18 protein-coding genes and 3 pseudogenes are annotated in these 21,589 nt (G+C 67.9%); 8 read left to right on the top strand and 13 right to left on the bottom strand.

Annotated features, from left to right (window positions below):
• The 3 genes from IG74_RS0104695 to IG74_RS0104680 form a co-directional block, all read right to left on the bottom strand.
• Positions 1-2,127 (bottom strand): ABC transporter transmembrane domain-containing protein, encoded by a 2,127-nt coding sequence (locus tag IG74_RS0104695; protein ID WP_030670008.1) that lies wholly within the window; start codon positions 2,125-2,127, stop codon positions 1-3.
• 112 nt (positions 2,128-2,239) lie between these two features.
• Positions 2,240-3,309 (bottom strand): IS630 family transposase gene (locus IG74_RS54630; protein WP_420709852.1). Its coding sequence is split into 2 segments (ribosomal slippage): positions 2,240-2,823 and positions 2,823-3,309, totalling 1,071 coding nucleotides; the frame shifts between segments, so codons are not numbered across the junction.
• 52 nt (positions 3,310-3,361) lie between these two features.
• Positions 3,362-3,556 carry a sublancin family glycopeptide gene (locus IG74_RS0104680; protein ID WP_030669999.1) on the bottom strand — a complete coding sequence of 65 codons (195 nt, stop codon included), beginning with the start codon at positions 3,554-3,556 and terminating at the stop codon, positions 3,362-3,364.
• 226 nt (positions 3,557-3,782) lie between these two features.
• Here IG74_RS0104680 and IG74_RS0104675 point away from each other — a divergent pair, with 226 nt between their 5' ends.
• A complete protein-coding gene (locus tag IG74_RS0104675; protein ID WP_030669996.1) occupies positions 3,783-4,757 on the top strand; it encodes a GlxA family transcriptional regulator in 975 nt (324 codons plus the stop codon).
• 576 nt (positions 4,758-5,333) lie between these two features.
• Here the strand turns inward: IG74_RS0104675 and IG74_RS47695 are convergent.
• Positions 5,334-6,551 (bottom strand): MFS transporter, encoded by a 1,218-nt coding sequence (locus IG74_RS47695; RefSeq protein WP_234334211.1) that lies wholly within the window; start codon positions 6,549-6,551, stop codon positions 5,334-5,336.
• A 187-nt stretch (positions 6,552-6,738) separates the two neighbouring features.
• On the opposite strand from IG74_RS47695, the gene IG74_RS0104665 reads away from it, so the two are divergent.
• The 3 genes from IG74_RS0104665 to IG74_RS0104655 are packed head-to-tail and all read left to right on the top strand — an operon-like array spanning position 6,739 to position 9,828.
• Positions 6,739-8,055 (top strand): cytochrome P450, encoded by a 1,317-nt coding sequence (locus IG74_RS0104665; RefSeq protein WP_051854534.1) that lies wholly within the window; start codon positions 6,739-6,741, stop codon positions 8,053-8,055.
• Positions 8,052-8,768: an HAD family hydrolase gene (locus IG74_RS0104660; protein ID WP_051854533.1), complete on the top strand. Its 717-nt coding sequence runs from the start codon at positions 8,052-8,054 to the stop codon at positions 8,766-8,768. Before IG74_RS0104665 ends, IG74_RS0104660 begins: the two co-directional genes overlap by 4 nt.
• Position 8,769: 1 nt before the next feature.
• Complete coding sequence (locus IG74_RS0104655; RefSeq protein WP_078868570.1) at positions 8,770-9,828, top strand: LacI family DNA-binding transcriptional regulator; 1,059 nt, start codon at positions 8,770-8,772, stop codon at positions 9,826-9,828.
• A gap of 12 nt (positions 9,829-9,840) precedes the next feature.
• On the opposite strand, the gene IG74_RS47690 is transcribed toward IG74_RS0104655, so the two are convergent.
• Complete coding sequence (locus IG74_RS47690; RefSeq protein ID WP_051854531.1) at positions 9,841-10,866, bottom strand: LuxR C-terminal-related transcriptional regulator; 1,026 nt, start codon at positions 10,864-10,866, stop codon at positions 9,841-9,843.
• A 174-nt stretch (positions 10,867-11,040) separates the two neighbouring features.
• Between IG74_RS47690 and IG74_RS0104645 the strand changes: the two genes are divergently transcribed.
• The 3 genes from IG74_RS0104645 to IG74_RS0104635 all read left to right on the top strand — a co-directional run bounded on the left by IG74_RS0104645 (position 11,041) and on the right by IG74_RS0104635 (position 13,340).
• The gene (locus IG74_RS0104645) at positions 11,041-12,015 is read left to right on the top strand and encodes a nucleoside hydrolase (protein WP_234334209.1); all 975 of its coding nucleotides are present in this window, start codon (positions 11,041-11,043) and stop codon (positions 12,013-12,015) included.
• A gap of 342 nt (positions 12,016-12,357) precedes the next feature.
• Complete coding sequence (locus IG74_RS0104640) at positions 12,358-12,942, top strand: hypothetical protein (protein ID WP_030669970.1); 585 nt, start codon at positions 12,358-12,360, stop codon at positions 12,940-12,942.
• A gap of 26 nt (positions 12,943-12,968) precedes the next feature.
• On the top strand, positions 12,969-13,340 hold the full coding sequence (locus IG74_RS0104635) for a hypothetical protein (RefSeq protein WP_030669967.1): 372 nt from the start codon (positions 12,969-12,971) through the stop codon (positions 13,338-13,340).
• A gap of 694 nt (positions 13,341-14,034) precedes the next feature.
• On the opposite strand, the pseudogene IG74_RS45560 reads toward IG74_RS0104635, so the two are convergent.
• From IG74_RS45560 to IG74_RS53185, 4 genes and pseudogenes are all read right to left on the bottom strand, one after another.
• Positions 14,035-14,532: pseudogene (locus IG74_RS45560) on the bottom strand (transposase); the annotation flags it as partial.
• Positions 14,533-14,554: 22 nt separating this feature from the next.
• Positions 14,555-15,044: pseudogene (locus IG74_RS49105) on the bottom strand (IS110 family transposase); the annotation flags it as partial.
• Between the two features lie 734 nt (positions 15,045-15,778).
• Entirely contained in the window at positions 15,779-16,405 is a 627-nt protein-coding gene (locus tag IG74_RS52695; RefSeq protein WP_199818779.1) for a hypothetical protein, read from the bottom strand.
• Between the two features lie 20 nt (positions 16,406-16,425).
• Entirely contained in the window at positions 16,426-16,884 is a 459-nt protein-coding gene (locus tag IG74_RS53185; RefSeq protein WP_234334208.1) for a hypothetical protein, read from the bottom strand.
• Between the two features lie 345 nt (positions 16,885-17,229).
• Between IG74_RS53185 and IG74_RS45550 the strand changes: the two genes are divergently transcribed.
• Positions 17,230-17,796, top strand: coding sequence for a phosphotransferase (locus IG74_RS45550; RefSeq protein WP_051854529.1), 567 nt, complete (start codon positions 17,230-17,232; stop codon positions 17,794-17,796).
• A gap of 188 nt (positions 17,797-17,984) precedes the next feature.
• Here the strand turns inward: IG74_RS45550 and IG74_RS0104595 are convergent, their stop codons facing one another.
• The 4 genes and pseudogenes from IG74_RS0104595 to IG74_RS54625 form a co-directional block, all read right to left on the bottom strand.
• On the bottom strand, positions 17,985-18,224 hold the full coding sequence (locus tag IG74_RS0104595) for a hypothetical protein (protein ID WP_030669958.1): 240 nt from the start codon (positions 18,222-18,224) through the stop codon (positions 17,985-17,987).
• Between the two features lie 227 nt (positions 18,225-18,451).
• Positions 18,452-19,788 (bottom strand): annotated as a pseudogene (locus IG74_RS45545) (amino acid permease).
• 134 nt (positions 19,789-19,922) lie between these two features.
• A complete protein-coding gene (locus tag IG74_RS0104585; RefSeq protein ID WP_234334207.1) occupies positions 19,923-20,747 on the bottom strand; it encodes a hypothetical protein in 825 nt (274 codons plus the stop codon).
• A 435-nt stretch (positions 20,748-21,182) separates the two neighbouring features.
• Positions 21,183-21,452: a winged helix-turn-helix transcriptional regulator gene (locus IG74_RS54625; protein WP_158857442.1), complete on the bottom strand. Its 270-nt coding sequence runs from the start codon at positions 21,450-21,452 to the stop codon at positions 21,183-21,185.
• Positions 21,453-21,589 lie beyond the last annotated feature (137 nt).

The following is a 21,589-nucleotide window of genomic DNA, read 5'->3' as shown; positions in this document are numbered from 1 at the left end:
TCAGGAGGTCCTTTCGGATGTGTCCGCTGCGGCCGGTCCGATCCGTATGACGTGGTCGAAGGAGATGTGCGGCAGCGCACCGTGGGAGACGAGGAGTTTGGTGGCGTCGAGGCGCATCAGCCGGCGCCAGATCGTGGCCATGGTGTCGCGGTCGATGCCGCTGAACGACTCGTCGAAGAGGTAGATGCGAGGGTTGTGCAGTAGGGCGCGGGCGAGCCCGAGGCGCTGCACCTGCCCCCGGGACAGGCCCGCACCGTCTTCCCGCACGGGCTCGGCCAGTCCCGTCGGGAGCGTGTCCACCACGCTCTGGAAGCATGCGATGTGGCAGGCGCGGGCGATGTCGGCGGCCTCGTGGGTGGCTCCCAGCGTCAGGTTCTCGTGCACGTCCCCGGCCACGAGGAGGGGGTCTTCGGGTACGTAGAGCACGTGGCGGCGCAGGGTGTCCTCGTCGAGATTCCGCAGGTCCGCGCCGCCGACCGTGATCGTGCCCGCGTACTCGGTGTGGAGCCCGGCCGCCGTCCTGAGCACGGTGCTCTTCCCGGAGCCGTTGGCGCCCTGCAGGAGGGCGGTCGAGCCCTGCGGAAGGGCGGCGCTGAAGCCGGAGACCGCCGACCGACGCCCGGCGGGATAGAAGATGTCCAGGTCGCGCATGTCGAGGTCCGCGAGGCCCGGCTCCCCGTGCTGGGCGGAGTCGGACGGCCCCGCGCGAAGGGTTCGGGTGTTTTCGCGTTGGGCCATGATGTCGCGGTAGCGGGAGCCCGCGACCGAGAGACGTTGCAGGGCGACCTGGACGGCCGCGATCGCGTCGGCGGAGCTCAGGAAGTAGCCGGAGACGGCGAACAGGGAGAAGACCTGGCCGATGGTGATGCGGCCCGCGAGCGCCTGGCTCAGCAGCACCCAGGCGATCAGGATGGTGAAGGCGCCCATGTTCGCCGCCTTGAGGGCCGTGTTCAGATTCTCCAGACGTCCCAGGCGCGTCTCGGCTGCGATCCTGCGCCCCAGGCTCCGGGAGATGCGGGCGGCGGCGAACTCGCGCCTGGCGAACGCCGCCACGCTCTCGTACTTGTGCAGGGTGTTGAACGTCTCCGCCTTGAGCGTCGCGTCCCGCTGCAGCGCCTCCTCGGAGGCCCGTCTGATCGGCCCGTACAGAAGCCACGAGCCGAGAAGGTTGATGGCAGCCGAGAGCGTCAGGACCAGCAGCAGGAGGGGCTGCGTCCACAGCAGGTAGAGGCCGACCGTCAGCACGACGAAGACGCCGACGGCGGCCCGGACGGTGACGGTGGCCACCAGCGTCTGGATTTCCGCTATGTCGTTCAGCCTGTTCACCAGATCGCCCGCACGGCGTCCGTGATGGAAGGACAGGGGCAGCCGCAGCAGCTTGCCCACATAGCGTTCGGACAGTTCACGCTGCAATGACTGCCCGAGGGCGACCGTCATCCGCCCGCGCAGGTACTGCACTCCCGCGGCGGCCAGCACCGCGAGCAGGACCGCGCCTGTCAGCCCCGTGATCGCGCCCATGGACCCTCGCCTGGCCACGCGGTCCACCGCCATCTGGAGGTAGAGGCTGGTGAGCAGGGCCACCAGGGACAGGGCGCAGGTGAGGGCCAGGATCCCGGTCAGCGCCCCGCGCCGCGCGCTGACGATCTCCCAGGCCAGGTTCGCGGAGCGCGTCCCGGACAGCCGTTCGCGCAGCGGCAGCCGACGGCTTGCCGGGCGTTCGGTGACGAGGGCCTGACCTTCGAACATGAGGGCCATGTCCTGCTCACTGACCAGGTGGGGGCGGGAGAACAGCGGGTCGCTGACGAGGAAACCGCCCGACTGGTGCGCCGAGTGCACCACGATGAAGTGCGCGGACGCTTCCACACGCACCCGGATGACGGCGGGTCCGGCCAGCTCCACAGCTGTACGCAGCTGCCCCACGTCCAGGAGCAGCACCTCGCAGTCGATCCCGTACGACGTCAGCACCTCGCGCAGCCGCAGCATGCTGGAACCGCCGGCACCGAGGCCGACGGATTCACGGAGCACGGCGGCGTCGACGGCGATCCCGTGCCCGCGCAGCACGGTCCGCACGCACGCGGGGCCGCAGTCGCTCTCCCCGATCTGCTGGGTGTGGTGGGTGCGGGGCATGGGCGGTTTCCCTTTCGGAGCCGGTCGCGAGTCAGGAGCGGGTGACCCGGCCCCACGCGGCTCGCGGGGCCGGGACCGTTGCGGCTACTGATCTTTGCGGTTCGGGGTGACGTCATGGTGGCGCCGAGATCAGTCCGGTCTCGGCGATGAATCCGTCGAGCAGGCCGGGCTGGTACTGCATCCGTTTGAGGCGGGTGCGGGCCAGCGCGGCCAGTTCGTCGATGCTGCACGGCGCCAGGTTCCCCAGGCTGCGCTTCAGGTGGGACCACACCCCCTCGGCCGGGTTCAAGTCGGGTGCGTAGGACGGGAAGCGGAAGACCGTCAGCCACCGCCGGGCCTCGATCAGCTCGCGCATCGCGGCATCGATGTGGTGGGTGTAGTTGTCCCACAACAGCACGATGCTGCCGCCGAGCTGCTGGTGGACCGCGTCCAGCAGACGGGCAAAGTCCTTCTCCCGAAAGCCTTTCTTCTCGCCCTTGCGGCCGTGGTGCACCAGCATCCGGAAGATGAGCCGGGTGCGGCGACCGGGTCTGCGGCACACGAGTCCGGCGAGCGAGATACGGCCCGAGCCCGCCGCGCGGACCGTGACCAGGGGGGTGTGTCCGCGTCGGGACCAGGTGCGCGCCCTGGGCGGTCGCAGGAGCTGCCCCGACTCATCCGCGAAGCACAGCCAGGCGTCCTGGTCCCTCACCGTCTTTCCACCAAGGGCCAGGTCTCCTTGACCCAGGTGGTCACCGCGTCCTCGTCGCGCTCGGCGGCCCGACGCGCCGGGACCTGCACCGTCCAGCCCATCTGGTGCAGGATGCGGCAGGTCTGCGCCGCGCTGAAACGCACGTGGAACCGGCGGGCGATCACGGTGGCCACCCGGGCCAGCGTCCACCGCTGGTCTTCCACCCACCCGTGCGCGGCCAGCCCCTTCCCCAGCTCCGCGGCCAGCCAGGCCCGCCACTGCGGCTTCATCCGCGACGGACGCCCGGACGGCCCCCTCGACCGCAAGGCATCCATGCCGCGGTCCCGCCAGTTGGCATGCCAGGCATAGGCGGACTTGCGGGAGACCCGCAACCGCCGTGCGACCTGCGGCGGCCTCACCCCTTGCGCGAACAACTCGGCTGCCTCGAAGCGTACTTGCTCCCGCCGGGCCCGCTGCTTCGCGGTCAGGCCACCCCCATCGGGATACCTCATGCCACCGGGATACACCCCCGAGCAACATCACCATCACCCCGAACCGCAAAGATCAGTAGCGGCATTCGCGGTTGTAGATGGCCATGTAGTCGCTCGGCGTCCCGCCACAGGAGATGACGGCGCTCGTCGAGGCCAGCGTCCAGATGTACGCGCACTGGGCCGGGCTGAGACCTTCTCCGGTCGTGGACTCCGACGCGTCCGCGTCCAGTGCGGGGAACTGGAGGGAACGCAGGGTGGACAGACTCATGCGGTTTCTCCTTCTGCCAGGACCGCCGGGCCGGCTTTTCCCGTCCCGTACGGCGGATACGGGAGCGATCCTGCGCGCCCGGCCGGGCCGCGGCCACTGCCGTCGGATGTCAACGTCCGTTGAGTACGGGCGTGTTCGCCAGCGCTTGTCGGAGCATCGCATGATGGGTCAAAAGCCAAGAAAAGTGGCGTTGCGGACAGCTCCTGGATGGGTCAGGCTGAACGGGGTGAGAACCCTCGGTGTGCTGGTCGTGCTGTTCGACGGGGTGGAGGCACTGGACGTGACCGGCCCGGTGTCGGTGTTCGTCCGGGCCAACGCGGTGATGGACCACCGCTCGCCCGGCGACGCGGCCTACCGTGTCCGGACGGCCAGCGCGGACGGTGCGCCGGTGAGCGCCGGCGGCGGTATCACTCTCGTGCCGGACTGCGCCCTCGACGAGGCGGACGCCTGGCACACTCTGGTGGTCCCGGGAGGAGAGATCGACGCGCGGCGCGTCCGTGCCGCCGGGTCGCAGGTGGTCGTACCGTGGCTGGCCCGGCACGCGGGGCGCTACCAGCGGATCGTGTCCATCTGCACGGGTGCGTTCCTGCTCGCCGAGGCGGGGCTGCTGACGGGGCGGCGCGTCACCACGCACTGGCGCAAGGCCGCGGATCTGGCCCGGGCCCATCCCGACATCACCGTCGACGCCGACCCCATCTTCATCAGGGAGGGCAGGATCTCCACCTCGGCCGGGGTGACCAGTGGTATCGATCTCGCCCTGGCGCTGGTCGAGGAGGACCTCGGACGGTCCGCTTCCCTGGCCATCGCCCGTGACCTGGTCGTCTTCCTGCGCCGCTCAGGCAACCAGCGGCAGTTCAGCACCCAGCTGATGGCCCAGACGGCCCAGCGCGACAGCCTGCGTGACGTGCAGCAATGGATCGCGGACCACCCCGAGTCCGACCTCAGGATCGAGAGCCTCGCCCGGCGCGCCCGCCTCTCGCCACGCCACTTCACCCGCGCCTTCACCGCCGAGACCGGGGTGCCGCCCGGCCGCTATGTCAGCCGGGCCCGGCTGGAGACCGCCTGCCGTCTCCTGGAGGAAACCCACGACAGCATCGAGCAGGTCGCCCGCGCCAGCGGCTATCCGACGCCCACGGCCATGCGCCGCGCCTTCCAGAACGAGTTCTCCCTCTCCCCGGCTCAGTTCCGCGAGCGCTTCTGACTCGCCGCGGAACGGCCGGGACGGCCTCTTCTCCGTGGGCATTGCGGCGGAGCCAGTAACCCGCCGGGGTGCGCCGCTCCTGGCCGCCGTGCTGGTCCAGAGCCTTGGACGACGGGGGGAGGCGTCCGTGCGGCGGTTCTGTCGAGGGGGACTGGGGGCGGGGGGTGTCCGCGTCGGGGAACTTCTTCAGCCACAGCGACTCGGCCCGCGCGGGCAGCCACAGTGTGGACCACGGCATGCGCAGGAGGTCCGCGTTGAGAATCGGGTCAGGTCGGCCGCGCTCATGGCTTCCCGGATGACGGTCTCGTACAGACGGCGCCGGGCAGAGGTCGTAGCGTCGCTGCTGGGACCAGTCCAGGTCGATGGGCAACTCTACGAAGCCGTCCACCGGCCCGGTCGGCTCGGTGAGCGACGCCGGGACGGCGTACGGGCGAATGTCCGCATAGCGTGCCCGATCAGGCATAGCACCAGTACGCCCGCCCAGTGGCCGTGTGTAAGCGGTCCGGCGATGCGAGCACGTGCTGCGGCGCAGTTCGTGGACAGCGGCAGCATGGTGTCGGCGACCGCGCCCTCTGGTCAGCTCCCCCTTCGCCCACCCGGCGGAAAGCCGTGCGCCCGTGCGGTGAGGACCACCGCACCTCCCGCCACGGAAAGGGTCAGCAGCACCCACGGGAGGGCGGTCGCACCGGCCGCGTCGAGCAGGAGAGCGCCCACCGCACCCCCGCCCGCCACGGCGAGGTTGAAGACCGTCACCAGCATGGACTGGGCGATGTCCGCGTCCTCGCCCGCGGCGTCGGCGAGCGCCGTCTGCATCAGCGTCGGGGCGCCGCCGAAGGTGATCCCCCAGCAGGCGACACCGATCACGGCGGCCGGGGCGGAGTGCGAGCCGATTCCGAGCAGAAGGGCTGCCACCGCGAAGCCCCCCAGGCTCGCCAGCGTCACGGCGCGCGGTGCCCGGTCCACCAGGGCACCGATCCACCAGATCCCCACGATCGCACCGGAGCCGAAGACGAACAGCACCGCGTCGACGCGTCCGCCGAGCCCGGCGGCGTCCAGGTAGGGGGAGATGTAGGTGTAGAGGACGTTGTGGGCCAGGATCCACAGGAGCACCACCAGGAGGACGGGCCGGACACCCGGCAGCGTGGCCACGGACGTGATCGGCCGCCGCGCGGATGCTTTCTGGCCGGGGAGGTCGGGCACCAGCGTGCGGATCCAGGCGAGGAGTGCCAGGGAGACCCCGGAGATGATCCAGAACACGCCCCGCCAGCCGACCAGGCCGCCGAGAAGGGTGCCGAGCGGGATTCCCAGTGTCAGCGCGACGGGCTGGCCCACGCCGACGACGGCAAGTGCGCGCCCCTGGAGCCGTTCCGGGACCAGCCGCCGCGCGTACCCGACCAGTACGCCCCATACGACGCCTGCGGCCATGCCCGCCAGAAAGCGTGTCGCCAGCGTCAGGTGGTAGCTGGTGGAGAGCGCCGTCACCGCGTTGAACACCAGCAGCCCGGCGATGGCCGATATGAGTACGGGACGGCGTCGCATCCCACGGGTCGCCGCGATCACCGGTACGGCCGCGACCACGGCCCCCAGGGCGTAACTCGTGACGAACTGGCCCACGAGGCTCTCCGAGACGCCGAGCCCCTGCCCGATCCGGGGCAGTAGTCCGGCCGGTATGGTCTCCGTCGTGATCGCCAGGAATCCGGCCGCGGTGAAGGCGAGGAGCCGGAGAGTGGGGAGGCTCTGAGGGTTCGAGGGCAGCGTGGATATGTCGGCCGGGCCGGCTTCGGCGTCGGTCAAGGAGTTCTCCGTGCGGGCGAGGTTGGTGAGGTGCACCGGCCGGGCGACGCCAGGGGCCGGTCCGCAACACCGTCGCATCTCCGATGGTTCCGCCCGCCCGACGACGCATGTCGTGTCAACGCATGGCGGCAATGCGACATGCGACCGGGGCTGTGGCGAGCGGTATGCGCACCTAGCGTCCTGTCCTATGAGTACCGAGTACAACAGCGGCGTCGCCCAATTCAGCGTCAACGCACCCGAGTTCGAAGAGGACCGCTACCGGATTTATCGGGAACTCCGTGAGAACGAACCACTGTTCTGGCATGAGGAGACCCAATCCTGGTTCATCACCCGATACGAAGACGTCTCCAAGCTCCTGGTCGGTGAACGCTTCATCACCAGTCGGCTCGTGCCCGCCAAGATGGACCTCGTCCCCGAAGCCGAGCGTGCGGAGTTCTCGGACATCATCGACATCATCTCGACGTGGATGGTCTACAACGACCGTCCCCGTCACGCCCAGCTGCGCGGCCACATGAACCGTGCGTTCCTGAGTGCGGAGATCGCCCTGATCCAGCCCGAGATCGCGAAGATCGTGTCCGAGCAGCTGGATGACGTACTGCTGCGCAACGGCACCGAATTCGAATTCGTCGCCGAGGTCGCTCATCCCATTCCGGCGCTGGTGCTGTGCAAGATGCTCGGCATACCCGGTGACGAGGTCAAGCGCTTCATCCGGTGGTCGGACGACATCGCGGACTTCATGCAGGATTTCGTCGTCTCGCCGGTGCCTGACCGGGAGATCAGCGACCGGACCAGGCAGAGCATGCGTGAGATCGTGTCGTATCTGACGGATGCCATCGCGGAGCGCCGGGCGACCCCCAGGAACGACCTGCTGTCGCGGCTGATCTCCGAGCAGCCCGGTGAGGGCGGCCAGCTGCTTGACAGCGAGGTCATGACCCAGGTGATCCATCTGATCTTCGGCGGGCACAAGATTCCGCAGTTCCTGCTGAGCAACTGCCTGCACTTGCTGTTCCGCACACCGGATGCCCTCGACGCGGTGAGGCGGGTCCCGGAGAAGCTCCTCACGCCCGCCGTGGAGGAGGCCATCCGGCTGGAGGGACCGACGCAGTTCATCACCCGGCACGCCGCCGAGGACGTGGAGCTGCACGGCAAGACCATCAAGAAGGGCGACTCCGTCTACTTCTACCTGGGTGCGGCGGGGCGCGACCCGGATGCCTTCGACGCACCGGAGGCCTTCCGCCTCGACCGTTCGGGCCGCAGGCACCTGGGATTCGGCGGTGGCTACCACGCGTGCATCGCCGCCGCGTTCTCGCGCGTGGAGGTCGAGGAAGTGCTCAGGGGTGTCCTGGCCCGGGTGCCTGACATCCGGCCGCGCTATGACCTCGACGGCCCCCGCTGGACCAGCAATCCCACCTTCCACGGGATTCTGGACATGCCGGTCAGCGTGGCCGCGTCGGACGTCCTGCCGGAGACGGGCGCGGCACTGGCCACCGGGGCGAGCGAGTGAGCCGGGCAGGGGTCGCGCCCACCGCCCACCTCGTCTTCGACTTCAACGGAACCCTCCTCGACGACAACGCGCCGCGGTTGCGGGCGCTCAACGACTCGCTGATCGCTCTGGGCGTCCCGGCGATCGACATGGAGACCTTCCGCAGGACGTTCTGCGTTCCCGTGCCCCGCTTCTACGCCGCGCTGATAGGACGGGAGCTGACGCAGGAGGAGTGGCTCACGGCCGACGGCGTCTTCCAACGCAACTACCTGGAGTACGCGCCGGCCCAGGCAGAGCTGGCCCCCGGTGCCCTGGACGCGCTGGCCGCCTGGACCACCGCCGGGCACACCGCCTCGCTGCTGTCGCTCCACACGCACCAGGAGCTGGCGGGTGAAGTGGGCCGACTCGGCCTGTCTCCCTGGCTGGTCCGGGTCGACGGGCGCCGCGGCCCCACCGGCGGGACCAAGGCGGAAGCCATGCGGCGCCATGTCGAGCGGCTTGAGCTGCCCCCGGCCCGGATCGTGGCCATCGGCGACACCCGCGACGACGCCAGGTCCGCCGCTGCCGCCGGAGTGCGGGCGGCCCTGTACTCCGGCGGTGCCGAGCACGCCGACTGCCTCGTCGATATCGGCGTGCCGGTCAGTGAGAGCTTGTACGGCGCTGTTGAGCAAGCCGCCCGGCTGCTGGACGTTCCCTTGTCGACGCGCTCCGCAGCCGTGAACACGACCGCCTGACATGGCCCATGGCGCACCGTCGAGACGGGCGACCCGGAATGATGTGGCGCGCCTCGCCGGTGTGTCGACAGCGGTGGTGAGTTACGTCATCAACGACGGGCCACGAGCTGTTGCCCCGGAAACACGCCGTCGCGTGGAGGAGGCGATACTCCAACTTCGTTACCGCCCGGACCGCTTGGCCCAGGCCCTCGGCCGCCACCATCGCACCGGTCTCGTCGGTGTGATCGCCCCGGACATGCGGCGGACCTTCCTCGCGGAGGCGGTCTACGCGCTCGAACAGGCGGCGAGTCGGCGCGGGCTGACGCTGATCGCCGGCAACTCGGGACTCCGGTCCGAACGGGAGCCGTACTACCGGAATGTCTTCCTCGGTATGCGGGTCGCCGGACTCGTCGTGGTGGGGGCCGCTCCGCTGCCCGCGACCGTCGAACTGGCCGAAAGCGAAGATACCCCCGTTGTGCAGTTGTACGGCCCGGCACCCGCCGAGCCCATCGCCACGCAGGTCACCTGCGACGAGAACGAGAGTGGCCGCCTCGCCACCGCGCATCTGCTGGACCACGGGCACCGGGAGGTCTGTCTGTTCGCGGAGCCAGACAATCCGGTGGCCGCACAGCGAGCGGAGGGCTGGCGGGCGGCGGTCACCGACGCGGGGGCGCACGGGCGGCTGTTCGCCGTACCCGGCGACCGGCACGGCGCCTTCGAGGTGGCACGGGCGCTGCTCGGCGGGCGAACAGGGCAAAGGCGCCCCGTAGCCGTCGTGTGCGGCACCGACGAGCAGGCGCTCGGCGTCATCGGGGCGGCGCGTTCCCTGGGAGTTCCGGTCCCGGCCGGACTCGCCGTCGTGGGTCAGGACGGCATCAGGGAGGCGGCTTTCCACATGCCTGCCCTGACCACCGTGACCACTGATCTGCACCGTTCGGTACGAGCGGCTCTGGACGCGCTGCGCGGCGCAACGACGAACGTGGACCGGTCCGCCACCTCGCACGAAGCACCGTCATCGCCGCACGAGCCGCCGGGGCGTCCACGCCTGCAACCCGGCGGCTCGTGCGGCTGCGAGCCGTAGCGGACAGCGCCGTCAACGGCGGCAAGGCTCCTCCGCCATCTCCTGCTCGTGCAGGAGTCCGCGCTCGCTGACGAGGAAGCCGGCGTGCATACGGTTCTTGGCCCCCAGGCGTCGCATGATGACCTCAATGTGACGCTGGCAGGAGCGCAGCGACATGTGCACCCGCCGTGCGATCAACCGGTCCTCGACGCCCTGCACCATGAGATGCAGGATGGTGCGCTTGGTGCTCTCGGAGAGCTCGTCCACCACATGAGGCTCGTACGAGGTGTGGAACTCGATCCCGCGGTTCCACGCCCGTTCAAAAGCGGCGACGGTGAAGGCGACCACGGAAGGATCCCGAACCAGCACGATTCCGCCGGAACGCGTTTGATGAGAAAAGACGGCGACCTCTTGGTCGAAGACGGTCAGCGGCATGAAGCCGTCGCTGCGGGTGCGGTACGAGGCATTTCTCTGTGTCTGGGTCTGCATATGCTCGACAAGTTCCCGCCGGAAGCGGGCCGTGTGCGCGAAAAGTGTGCGGACCCGGACCTCCGGGCTCAGCAGGCGCTTGCCGTCCGACTGGAAATACAGGGATTCGACGGCGGCATTCGCGTCGGGCTGGGAAAGCAGGATCTCCGAACGGCAGGAGGCGGCCAGCTCCAGGGTCAGCTCCGCCGCCTGGGACGGTGAGGCGACGATCTCCACCGGCGCCGGCCCCATGAAGCCCGCCACTCCTTCTTGGTACACGTCGGCGAGTTCGAGCAGCGCGGCCCGGGTGCGGTCGACCACTTGCTGCCGCTGGTCGATTTCACGCTGCAGCGGCCCCAGCACCTCGACCCGGGCCATGTCGGGTGCCACCGCGAAGTATTCGGAGGGCGACCCAGGCTCCACGCGCACGAGACGCAGCCGGATCAGGCGGCCGATCGACTCCTCCACGTCCTGCTGTCGAAAACCGGTGCCCGCGGCGACTTCCTCGACACCGCAGTGCGCGGTCCCGGAAATCCAGCCATAGACCCACCGGTCCGCGTCCTGAAGGAAGACGTGCGACCCGTCCGACATCGTGGTGTGCCCCTCATTTCACTGCCAGGCGGTAATGCGACCCGCTGGCAGTCACCCGTTATTTCGCTGGCAGTCTAACGTATAGATGTCACTGGAAATTACCTCACCGGATAGGCGCATCGACGAAAAGGTTATCCAGGTGAACTCCCTCAGAGAGAAATGAAGAGGTGTGGTGTGGCTCTTTCGCCGATAGTCCTCGACAGCGATCCCGGTCTGGATGACGCCGTCGCCCTGCAGTACCTGCTGGGCAGCGGGTTGTGGGACCTCAAGGCGTACACCGCCGTGGGCGGCAACGCCCCGATGGCACAGGTCTTCCGTAACGCCCGCGGCCTCGCCCGCGCCTTCGGCATCGACGGCGACGTCCCGGTGCATCCCGGTGCGGGGCGCACCATCAGCCGGGTCGACAGCGCCTCGGATTTCCACGGCCCGACCGGCCTCGGTGACGAGGTGCTCGCGGACTCCACCGCGCCCGAGCAGAGCGAACCGGCGGCCGCCGCGCTCCTGCGGCTGTCGCGGCGGTACGAGGGCGAGCTCACCGTCGTCGCCACCGGACCGCTCACCAACGTCGCCATGGCCCTCCTCCAGGACCCGGGCTTCGCCCACCGGGTGCGCAGGCTGGTGTTCATGGGCGGAGCCGCCCAGGCGCCGGGCAACGTCACGGCGCTGGCCGAGTTCAACGTCTGGGCGGATCCGGACGCCGCCGACATCGTGGTCTCCAGCGGCATCCCCTACACGATGGTTGGCCTCGACGCCACGCACGGCTGGCGCTTCACGTACGAGGACCTGGCCCGCCTCGACGCCGCCGGCCCCGGGCAGGAGCTGACGGTCCGGATCATGCGCACGTATCTGAAGGCGTACGAGTCGAACCGCGGGCAGGGAGACTGCCCCCTGCACGACCCGCTGGCGGTGGGCGTCGCGGCCGACGAGTCGTTCGTCACCACCGGATCCGGCACGGTCGCCGTCGAGTGCGCCAGCCAACTCGGGCGCGGTCAGACGGCGTTCCTGCCCGAGGAGAGGGCCGGAAGCTACGCCTACCCGCCGCACATCCTCGACCGGGAGAAGCACACGGGCCGTGTGGCGCTGGGCACCGGGCCGCGCGACTTCAGCGCCCACTTCGTCGAGACCCTGCTGCGCTGCCCCACGGTCTGACATCGCAGACATCAGATTCCTTTCGCTCCTCAGCACCCCTCCGTGTCGGCGGAATCAAGTGCATCCACCAAGACGTAGCACCTGGCTCGCGCTCAACGACCTGTGGTCCGACGGACTTCGGCTGACAGCCCCCCACCCAGCGGGTATCGGGACCCCCCAAGGGTGGGGTTGGCAAGTGATCACAGGGGCGCGATGCTCCACGTAGCAACAAGCAACCGCGTCGTGCCGGGGAAGCCCCATGGGGCCTCTTCCCTCGCATACGGCGGTGGGCAGACGCGTGCTGCATCGGATTTGGAAAGCTCGATGAAGGCGTGCGTTGTCTCCAATTGAAGAAGAGGGAACGTGAACAGCAAGTCCATACGCGTTACCACGATCGGCGTCTGCGCTGCCGTCGTCATGGCAGTTTCGGGGCCTGTGGCCTTCGCAGATCAGGCGGAGCACCGGGCTGGGATACACCCTTCCCAGGAAGCCGCCCAGGCCGCCCAGGCTCAGGGTGAAGCCGACCCGCTGGCCGCACTTGAGGAAGAGGGCTTCGAGGAGCGACTTCTGGACCTGCCCAAGGACCCTTCGCCTGAGCAGGTAGCGAAGGCCATGTACCCGGAGGACCAGAAGGCCCAGGAGGCTGCCCTGCCGGCCCTGAAGGGGTCCGCGACGGAGAGTGCCGCAGGCAAGGGTGGTCCACAAGGGGTCGCCCCGTCCGGCATCTCGTGGTCGAAGGCGTGGAAGGTCACTGCGTGCGTGGGCACAATCGGCGGTTTCGTCGCCGGCAATGCCCTGCTGATCACCAAGGCAAAGAAGTACGGTGGCGTGCTCAAGGGTGCCAAGCTGATCGTCCAGGCCGGTAACAAGCAGGAGCGGCTGAAGATTTTGGTCGCCATGTTCGGAGAGGTCACGGGCATCAGCGCGGTCGCCAAGAGCTGCGGCTGAAGAGTGCGCAAGGCGGAGGAGAGACTATGCAGACTGCTTTCGTCGCCGTGTTCATCATCGCTGTGGTGGTTCAGACGGTGCTCGTCGTAGCCTTCGTTCGCGAAATGTGGAGCCACAGCCGACACGGAGGCCCCGAGCCCACAGTGTTCACAGGGTCGGATGTCATCGTCTCAGGACTGCTGGTCGGAGGGGCCATGACAGTCCTGGCGCTGGCAACGCACCACTGGAACACCTTCGGCTGGCACGAACTCATTGTGTTTTCAGCTGTCTTCGGCTTCTCAACCGCTGGACTGCTCACTCTGATGCGCCGAAAGCGATGGAACATGGCGCGACAGGTCGCTCTGTTGATTCCCATCGGGCTAGGAGCTCTAGCAGGCATGTCAGGCGTCACGCTCTAGTATTCATAGGCGCGATGGGCGGGGCAGGCTTCGGACTGCCATGAATGCAAGCGATCGAAGGCTGTTCGCTCCGCGATTCTGGCCAGTCGTTGCCAGGAGCGCGCCATGGTCGCCTCCGCTCAAAAGCGGAGGCGACCATTTTGGTGTTCGCCAGATGCTCCGTGGCTCGCTCCAGAGAAGGCTGGGGCGAGGTGTTCCTCGACTCCGGCGCTCCATGTGTGGCTGCTGATCAAGGTGAGACAGCGACCATGATGAAGGGGCGCCCCGGCGGCGAGGCGCCCCTTCTGAACAGCGCATCCGCTGACCTGCTGCGGTGAGTGCGGGATGTGAGTCCACGGTGACTCTCGGCCAAGACGGGTTACTGTCCAGCGATGAGAGACCACTTGACGGTGGAAGGGGCGGCCACCTTGATGGCGCCCTCCGGCCAGACCTCCTTTAGGCCCAGCTCGTTGTAGGTGCTGCTGACCTCGCCGTTCACGTCAAGCAGCGGAGAACGTGACCGGATTGCTTCCCCGGCGTGCGGTAGCCCAAGACTCGCTGCCGCACCGCAGCCGGCGCGCCATGGCCTGCGTAGACGGTTCAGCGCCGGGGCGGAGCCTCTGGCCGCTCGAAACTACCAAACGGGCCTCACTGAGCTTTTGGTCCGGTGGTTGGTGTTTGGTCCCGGGTCAGGTTCCGCGCCAGTTCAGGGTGGCTTCGCCGGTGAGACGGCGAAGCCATTGACTCCCAGGTCGCGTTGGACGGGGTGGACGTCGATGCCCAGGCGGGCGCCGTGGTCGATGGCGGTGGTGCGGTAGCCGGCGTCGACCCACGCCTTGGTGATGCGCGGGTGGGCGGCGGCGATGCGGGTCAGCAGGGTCACCCCGGCCGCGGTGTCGGACACGCTCGCGGCCGTGACCAGGACAGTCAGCAGCAGGCCGAGGGTGTCGCAGCCCAGGTGTCGCTTGCGCCCGATGATCCGCTTTCCGGCGTCGGTGCCTTGGTTGGCCAGGTGCACGTTGGCCGACGTCTTGATGGTCTGGGAGTCCAGCACGCAGGCCTACGGCTCGCCGTTGCGGCCCTCGGCCTCCCGGACCAGGCGCCGCAGCAGGCTGCCGAGCTGTTCGAGGACGCCGCCCTCTTGCCAGGCCGCGAAGAAGTAGCCGTAGGTAGTAGTGCGCCAGTGAGGGAAATCGTGGGGCACGCAGCGCCAGACACCTCACGATGCCAACGGGTCAAGCGGCGGTGGCAAGTTGGGTCGGGAAGGCGGTGTGCTCGTCGAACGGCTTGTGGTGCTGGAGGCAGTGGTAGAGCTGGCCGAGCTTGGTTGAAGAGGTTGCGCTGGGTGGCGGCGTGCCAGTCGCCGATCTCGCGTCGTCGCCGGTAGTGGGCGTTGGCTCCGGCGGAGGCCCAGAGGTAGCCCGCGTGGTTGAGCCGGTCGTTCTTCACCCACCGCCGGGTGATGGAGGACTTCTTGCCGGAGGCCCTGGTGACGGGCGAGGAACCAACGTAGGCCTTGAGGCCGCGGGCGTCGGCGAAGCGAGTGTGGTCGTCCCCGATCTCAGCCAGGATCCGGGCGGCGAGCTGGATGCCGAGCCCGGGGAAACTCAGCAGGATCTCGGCGTCCGGGTGCTGAGGGAACACCTCTGACACCGACTCGGCGAGCTGATCGGCGGTGGTGCAGGCGGCCTCCAGCTGGACGAGGAGGGCGAGCATATGCTGGCCCAGCCCCCCCCCGAGGCGGAGCGGCGGAGGCACACGGGCGCCAGGGGCGCCCGAGGAGGACCAGCCCACCGACGCCGACACCGCCGGGCTGTGTCGCTGCTGCGTGCCGCCGCAAGCCCCGCCGCCAGGCCCAGCAGGGCCAGCCCATGTTCATGATCAGTGAACGTCCGCCGAGGTCGCCGACCCGGCCGCCCCCGGTTGCCGGGAAGGCGACCTGATCATCGGCAAGGACAGTGGCTCTGCCATCGGCACACTGGTCGAACGCTTCACGCGCTACGTGATGCTCCTGTGCCTGTCAGCCGACGCGGCACCGAGCTCGACCGCGACGCGCGGGTGGAGGCTGTGACGACCCTGCCGGTCCATTTCGGACGGTCGCCCACTCGGATCAAGGCAGCGCGATGGGACGGCACCACGAGTTCACCGTCGCCACCGACGCTCCGGTCTTCTTACGATCCGGCTAGTCCCTGGCAGTGCGGTTCGAACGAGAACACCAACAGCCCGCTGCGGCAGTACGTTCCCAAGGGCGCCGGCCTCCGTGCACGCGCGAGGACCTCGATGCCGTCGCGGACGAACTCAATGGCCGACCACGCAAGCCGCTCGGCTGGTAAACCCCGGCCGAGCGCCTGCATGCACTGCTTGCGACCGCCCAGCACTGATCACGTGTTGCGACGATCACTGGAATCCGCCGGGACGAGGAGGGGTGCTCCTTTGCGTTCAGCCGTCGACGGCGGTGGTCACCAGTCGGTGAGGTCGACCACGCGTGAACAGTGCGGGTCGTCGGTATCGGTCGTTGTGAGCCACTGTTCGTCGAGCAGCGACGGCAGGGCCGCCAGCAGCGCTGTGAGGACGCCACCGGGACGTACGTCGGCAGCTGTTATCCCGGGGAGAGCCTCCTCGGTGTCGAGGTAGAGACGGAGCCGGTCCGGGGCCAGGAACAGGAAGCCACACAAGCGCGCCTGTGGGCGTTCCTCGGTGGAGGGGGAGGCCAGGCAGCGCAGGAGCGTGTGGGTCCAGTCGTCGTTGGTGAAAGGGGCTGGAGTCACGGTCGCGGGGTCCACGGTGAACAGGGTCATTCCCATGACGGTGCTGACCTTGTCGCGAGGGTAGATGTGGGTTCCCGTGTGGACGGTGCGCAGGAGCGCGGCAATGTCGTGCGGTGTGCGCAGTTCGTCGCCCGTGCGTAGGGGGATCTCGTATGCGGCGAGTCGCTCGGGGGCGTACTCGCCCTTGTCACCGAGGACGACGCGTACGGCGTCCGTCGTGGGGGGTGCAGGGAGGACGCCACGTACGTGTTGGTCCTCAACGAGGGGCGCGTAGACGTGGTGGAGCATCAGGCCCGTGATGTGGGCCTGCTGCTCCACAATCTCTTCATGCTCGCATGTCATTGATTTACCCAGTTCGGGCACTTCTGCATGCCCTTGCAGTATGCGGTGATCACGCCGATCTTATTGCCCTTTCCCGCGTCGTAACGCCCGTCGTCCGTCTTCCGTGCGTAGCGGGCCTTGACGACGATTGTCACCCGTCCGTACTGGCGATTCGAGGCGACGCCCCGGTACTCCAGGTTGGCCCCGCTCTTCTTGTCGACCTTACCGCCGAGAGGGATGTTCAGCAGATCGCACTTACGGATGTTGTGCCGACCGGCGAAGTGGTTCCAGCCCAGTTCGGCATTGCCGATGCGCGTCAGTATCTGCCGGCCGTCGGGGTCGACCGCGCCGCGCCTTTCCTTCTTGTTCCACCGCGGTGCCGCGCTCGTGGGCGCGGCGGCTCCAGTGAGGAGGATCGTTGCTGCTGCCACTGGCGACATGAGCGCCGTGATCTTCTTCAGCGAGGAACGTCTCATGAAGTCCACTCCTGATCTCCGGTCGAGTGCATCCCCCCCAGAACTTCACACTGTCGCAAAGGTAAGCGAATACCCTTATGGGGCAACGGAATTGGGGGGATGTAGGAAATGAAGCCTTTCAGTGTTGCCGCTCCAGAGTGAAGCTGGCTGCGGCAATTGACGACATTCGATTCGAGTTTTACTGGGCCTGGTGGAAGATCTGCCAGGACTTCAGATCTGCGTGCCTGCCGATGCCGACGACCGAGAACCCTGCTCCTTGGGGCAGGTTCATACTCGCCATCAGGTGCAGAGGGACACAAGACAGAAAGTCGTACAGGTCACAGAAGGTGGGAATCGCGTCTGGCCATGAGAGTGCCGAGGGCCGGAGGCGCAGTCGCCGCGCCGACGGACGGCTTTGCTCCCCGGCTGCTCTGGCGCCTGGAGGCGACCGATTGGGATCTCCTTGGCTTCGAATTCGTCAGCGCGCGCCCTGCGGACTCCTCCGAAGGATCACCGGACCTGCTCCTGCTCGCTGACACGCTTGCTGCCCTTGGCCGCCTCCAGGCGCCGGGTCTCGATCTCAAGCGGGCCGAGGACCGGTGGCGGCCGTATGTTGATGAGGCGGAGATACTCCGGTTCTTCGCAGGGAACTCGCTGTGCCATACCGATTTCAACCCGGTGAACGTGCTGGTGGCTGGCGGACGGGTACGGCTGGCCGACTGGGCATGGGCCACGGTAGGAGCACCTTGGATCGACTCCGCTGTCTGCGCGGTTTGGCTGATTGCGACCGGCAAGCGATCTCCGCGGGAGGATGAGGCGTGGACCGCGCGGATTCCGGCTTGGCGCACCGCGCCGACCGAAGCCGTCGCAGCCTTTGCGGCGGCCAACGCCTGGATATGGCAGGAGATCGCTGAGGACGCACCGGGCTACTGATCATCGAGCTTGGCTGCAGCGGCGATGTAATGGGCGCGCTATCAGGGCGCGGCATGAGCCGGGGAGTTGACGAGAGCCCGACCTGGTCCGGATAGTGCTGCTTCGCCTGCTCGGCCAGCTCGGGGGCGGTTACGGGGTGAAGCTCAGCACGACGAACAGCATGCCCAGCATGGTGAAGATGCCGGAGATCAGGATACCGAAGAGGCTTCCAAAGAGGGGCGACCAGGTCCCGCCGGGCCCATGATGGTCGCGGTTCGGGGGGCGGGGCGGTAGCGAACGGTCATGGTGTCGCCCTGGGCGAGGAGCACGGCGTCTTCCTTGAACTCGATGTTCTGGCCGTCGAGGGTCGTGAAGCTGTGGACGTGGTGCCAGTAGGTGTTGCCCTCGCTGCTTTCGGTCGAGTACCTGCGTATGCAGCGGCCTTTCACGGCGATGCCGCTCGCGATCGAGCGAAGGCGGCCGAGCAGCTGTTGCGACAGGAAGAAGCACAGTGTCCCGAAGCCAGCCAGGATGCAAGGGCCGACACACCCGCGGCCCTCGGCCGCTGTCTCCGAGCGCTATCGGCCGCGCCAGCGCGCTCTCCGCCGCTGGCTGGCGTTGGCCAGGACCAGGAGCGCTGCGGTAGCGGACAGGATGACCAGCATGCGTCTCGTGTTTATGAATGGTGCGCTTGCTGCCCGACGATCTGCACATGGTGCAGTGTGACGTTGCGGGGGTGAGAGGGGTTGAGGAACCACTTCCGAGCTGATGCCAGCCACCAGGTGCCGCAGAAGGCGATGACGGTGCCGACGGCGATGGGGGCATAGTTGAAGGTGCTCGCTGTGATCGGTGACCTCTGCGGCAGCATGAACAGCGCCGTGATCACGAGAACCCACACGACGGCGATGGTGCCGACGATGGTGGACCACGAGCCGAGGTGCCACGGGCCGCGCTCGAACCGGTCACCTTGCCGCAGCCGGAGGAACGTGGGGATCACGTAGGCGATGTACAGGCCGATGGTCGCGATCGAGGTGACAGCGGCGTACGCCGTGGTGTTCCACAGGTAGGGCAGGCCCAGACAGAAGGCGCCGCCGGTGGCGAGCCAGACGGCGTGCGTGGGAGTCCGGGTGCCCGGGTGGAGTTTGTGCCACGTCTTGGAGAAGGGCAGCGCGCCGTCGCGGGAGAAGGCGTAGATCATGCGGGAGTTGGCGGTCACCGAGGCCATGCCGCAGAACAGCTGCGCGACGATGATCACAACGAGAAGGCACTTGCCGGTGGCCGCGCCAAGGGCATCCATGAGGATCTGCGCCGGAGGTACGCCTATGTCGGAGTCCAGGGCCCCGCGGTAGGACTGTATGGCGTAGGTGAAGCCGAAGAGCAGGACGAACCCGGCTACCAGGGAGACCGCGATCGAACGGACGATGCCCTTGGGCCCGGCGACGGCCGCATCGATGGTCTCCTCGGTCATGTGGGCGGAGGCGTCGTACCCGGTGAACGTGTACTGCGCCATCAGCAGGCCGACCAGTACCACGTAGGCGCTGGAGGCGAAACCGGTGTGGTTGGTGAACTCCCCGAAGACGAAGTGGGTTGACTGGTGGTGGTCGGGGACGAACACCAGAGCGCCGCTGATCACGAGGACGCCCAGGATGTGCCACCAGATGGATACCTGTCGAGCAGGGCGTTGAGGAAGGTGGCGGCGCCGAAGTCGATGCCCGCGGTGACCGCGATCTGCCCGAGGGTGTTGAACCAGCCGGTGAACCACGCCCACGCCGCCGCCGACCGTGCGGGAGCCATGCGATGCGCCCAGAAGTACAGGCCCGCGCTGGTCGGATAGGACGAACAGACCTCGGCCATGGACAGACCCACGAACAAAGTCATCAGCCCGACGAACAACCACCCCCACATGATGACGGAGGGGCCGCCGGTGTCCATGCCGTAGCCGTAGAGCGTCATGCAGCCCGACAAGATGGAGATGATGGTGAAGCTGACACCGAAGTTGGCACGGCCGGACATCGACCGGGACAGCGTCTGTCGGTAGCCGAGCTGCTGGAGGCGCTCCTCGTCGGAGACGCGGGAGACATCGAGAGGCACGTGCTTTCCGTCCTTCCCTCGTAGGCGGTTGGGGTGCTTGATGCGGTGCGTCCCTCTCAACGGCGGCGTCGCCGGGGCGGGCTGTAGGCCCACGCGCGATGGCGTAGGAACAGCTCGCGGGCACGGCCGCAGTATGCCCACGGGACGCGTGTGGCGTACGGGCCGATCGCGTCGAAGACCTCTGAAGCCTCGTGGTGACGGTTGGCGAAGGACAGAGCGTGCGCGAGGTAGTTGGCGTCGTCAGCGAAGCAGGCGTGCGGGCGTGGTGCCCGGTAGCGCCACCAGCGTTCCAGCGCGAGATCGATCTGCGGGCAGTCCACCCAGGGGTGAATCATCAGCCCGTACGAGTCCTGGTCCTGCTCCTGCCGGCAACGGTGGACCTCGGCGAGTACCACCAGAGGCAGGACCGCGATGGGCAGGCCTTTCGGAGCGATGGAGACCTGCTCCTCGGCCCACCACATCGCCTCGCCCGGCTTGCCGTGGTGACGGACGAAGAGGTACGTGACGAACTCATGGTGGGCTTCGCGGTTCCAGGGATCACGTTGCTTGATCTCCGACCACACATGGTTCAACGTGCTGCGGTCGGGGACGTGGGTGCGCAGCAGCGCGAGCATGACGACCAAAGGGGCTACGTCCTGGGGCCACGTGTCCAGCGCGGCACAGCACGTCGCCCACGCCTCTTCCATCAAGGTCTGGCCCCTGACGCGGCCGGCGATCATCGCGCGCAGGGCCTGCACGTTCCCGAGTAGGGCGAGGGCGTGAGGGGAGTGCGGCTCGGCCTCGGCCCAGGTGTCGGCGAACCTGAGACGGGCCCCGGCCTCCGCCAGGACTTGGAGGCGGAAGATCCGCCGGTCCCAGTCCGGCCCGGTGGCGACGAGCATGTCTCGTGGCCCTTCCCAGCGGCCCATCGAGGCATCCTCGAGCACGTGCCGGAGTGCTTCGTCGTCTCTGGCTGGGTGTGTGTCAAGAGTGATCAACATGGGTTGGCCTCTTGGGTGGCAAGAGGGCCCCTGCTCCGGAGTACGCAGCCTCAGCGCGCGGGGGAGTAGAACGCGACTTCGGATGGGCCCCCGGAGCAGGGAGCTCGGAAATGCGGGAAGAGTCAGTACTCCTTCTGGGGCACCCGGCCGCAAGGTGCGTGTGCGGACCGACTTCAGAGTGAGTACGGGCGTGCTGCTGGACCGTCGAGGCTGACCTGGAGGGATGGCTCACCAGGCAGCTGGCGGGCACGCGAGCAGCAATCGCTGCCACGGAGGCGATGACGGCACTGCGGGGGCCCGGGGCAATGGGAGCCAGCACCAAGTGGGCTGCGGCCGCTATGCGTCTGATGCTTCGTGCCCCCGCTGGGCACGAACCAGGAGTGCGGCATGTGCCTCCGCCCATGTAGCAGCAGGCGCCATCGCGGTCAGGAGTTCCTGGGACGGAGGCGTCAGTCGATAGGTAGTGGGGAAGGGGAAACGTGCTGTTCTTTCGCGTTCGATCAGTTCGGTTTGCGTCAGACGCTGCAGGGTTCGGCAGAGCGTGCCTTCCTGAAGGTGACGATGGGTGCGCCCTGGCCAGTTGTTGGTGGGAATCTGCGCGCGCATCGTTGCCAGGAGGTCCGTGTACTGCAGTGGCCCACCGTTGAGGGCAACGAAGACATCCCAGTACCATTCGCCGTTGAGCAGGCGAAGAAAGTCGTGAACCCTCTGCAGGTATCGCTCATCCCTCGGCGAAATTCCGA

It is taken from the genome of Streptomyces sp. NRRL B-1347 (assembly GCF_000720325.1).
GTDB lineage: Bacteria > Actinomycetota > Actinomycetes > Streptomycetales > Streptomycetaceae > Streptomyces.
This window is presented reverse-complemented; position numbering and strand designations above follow the sequence as displayed.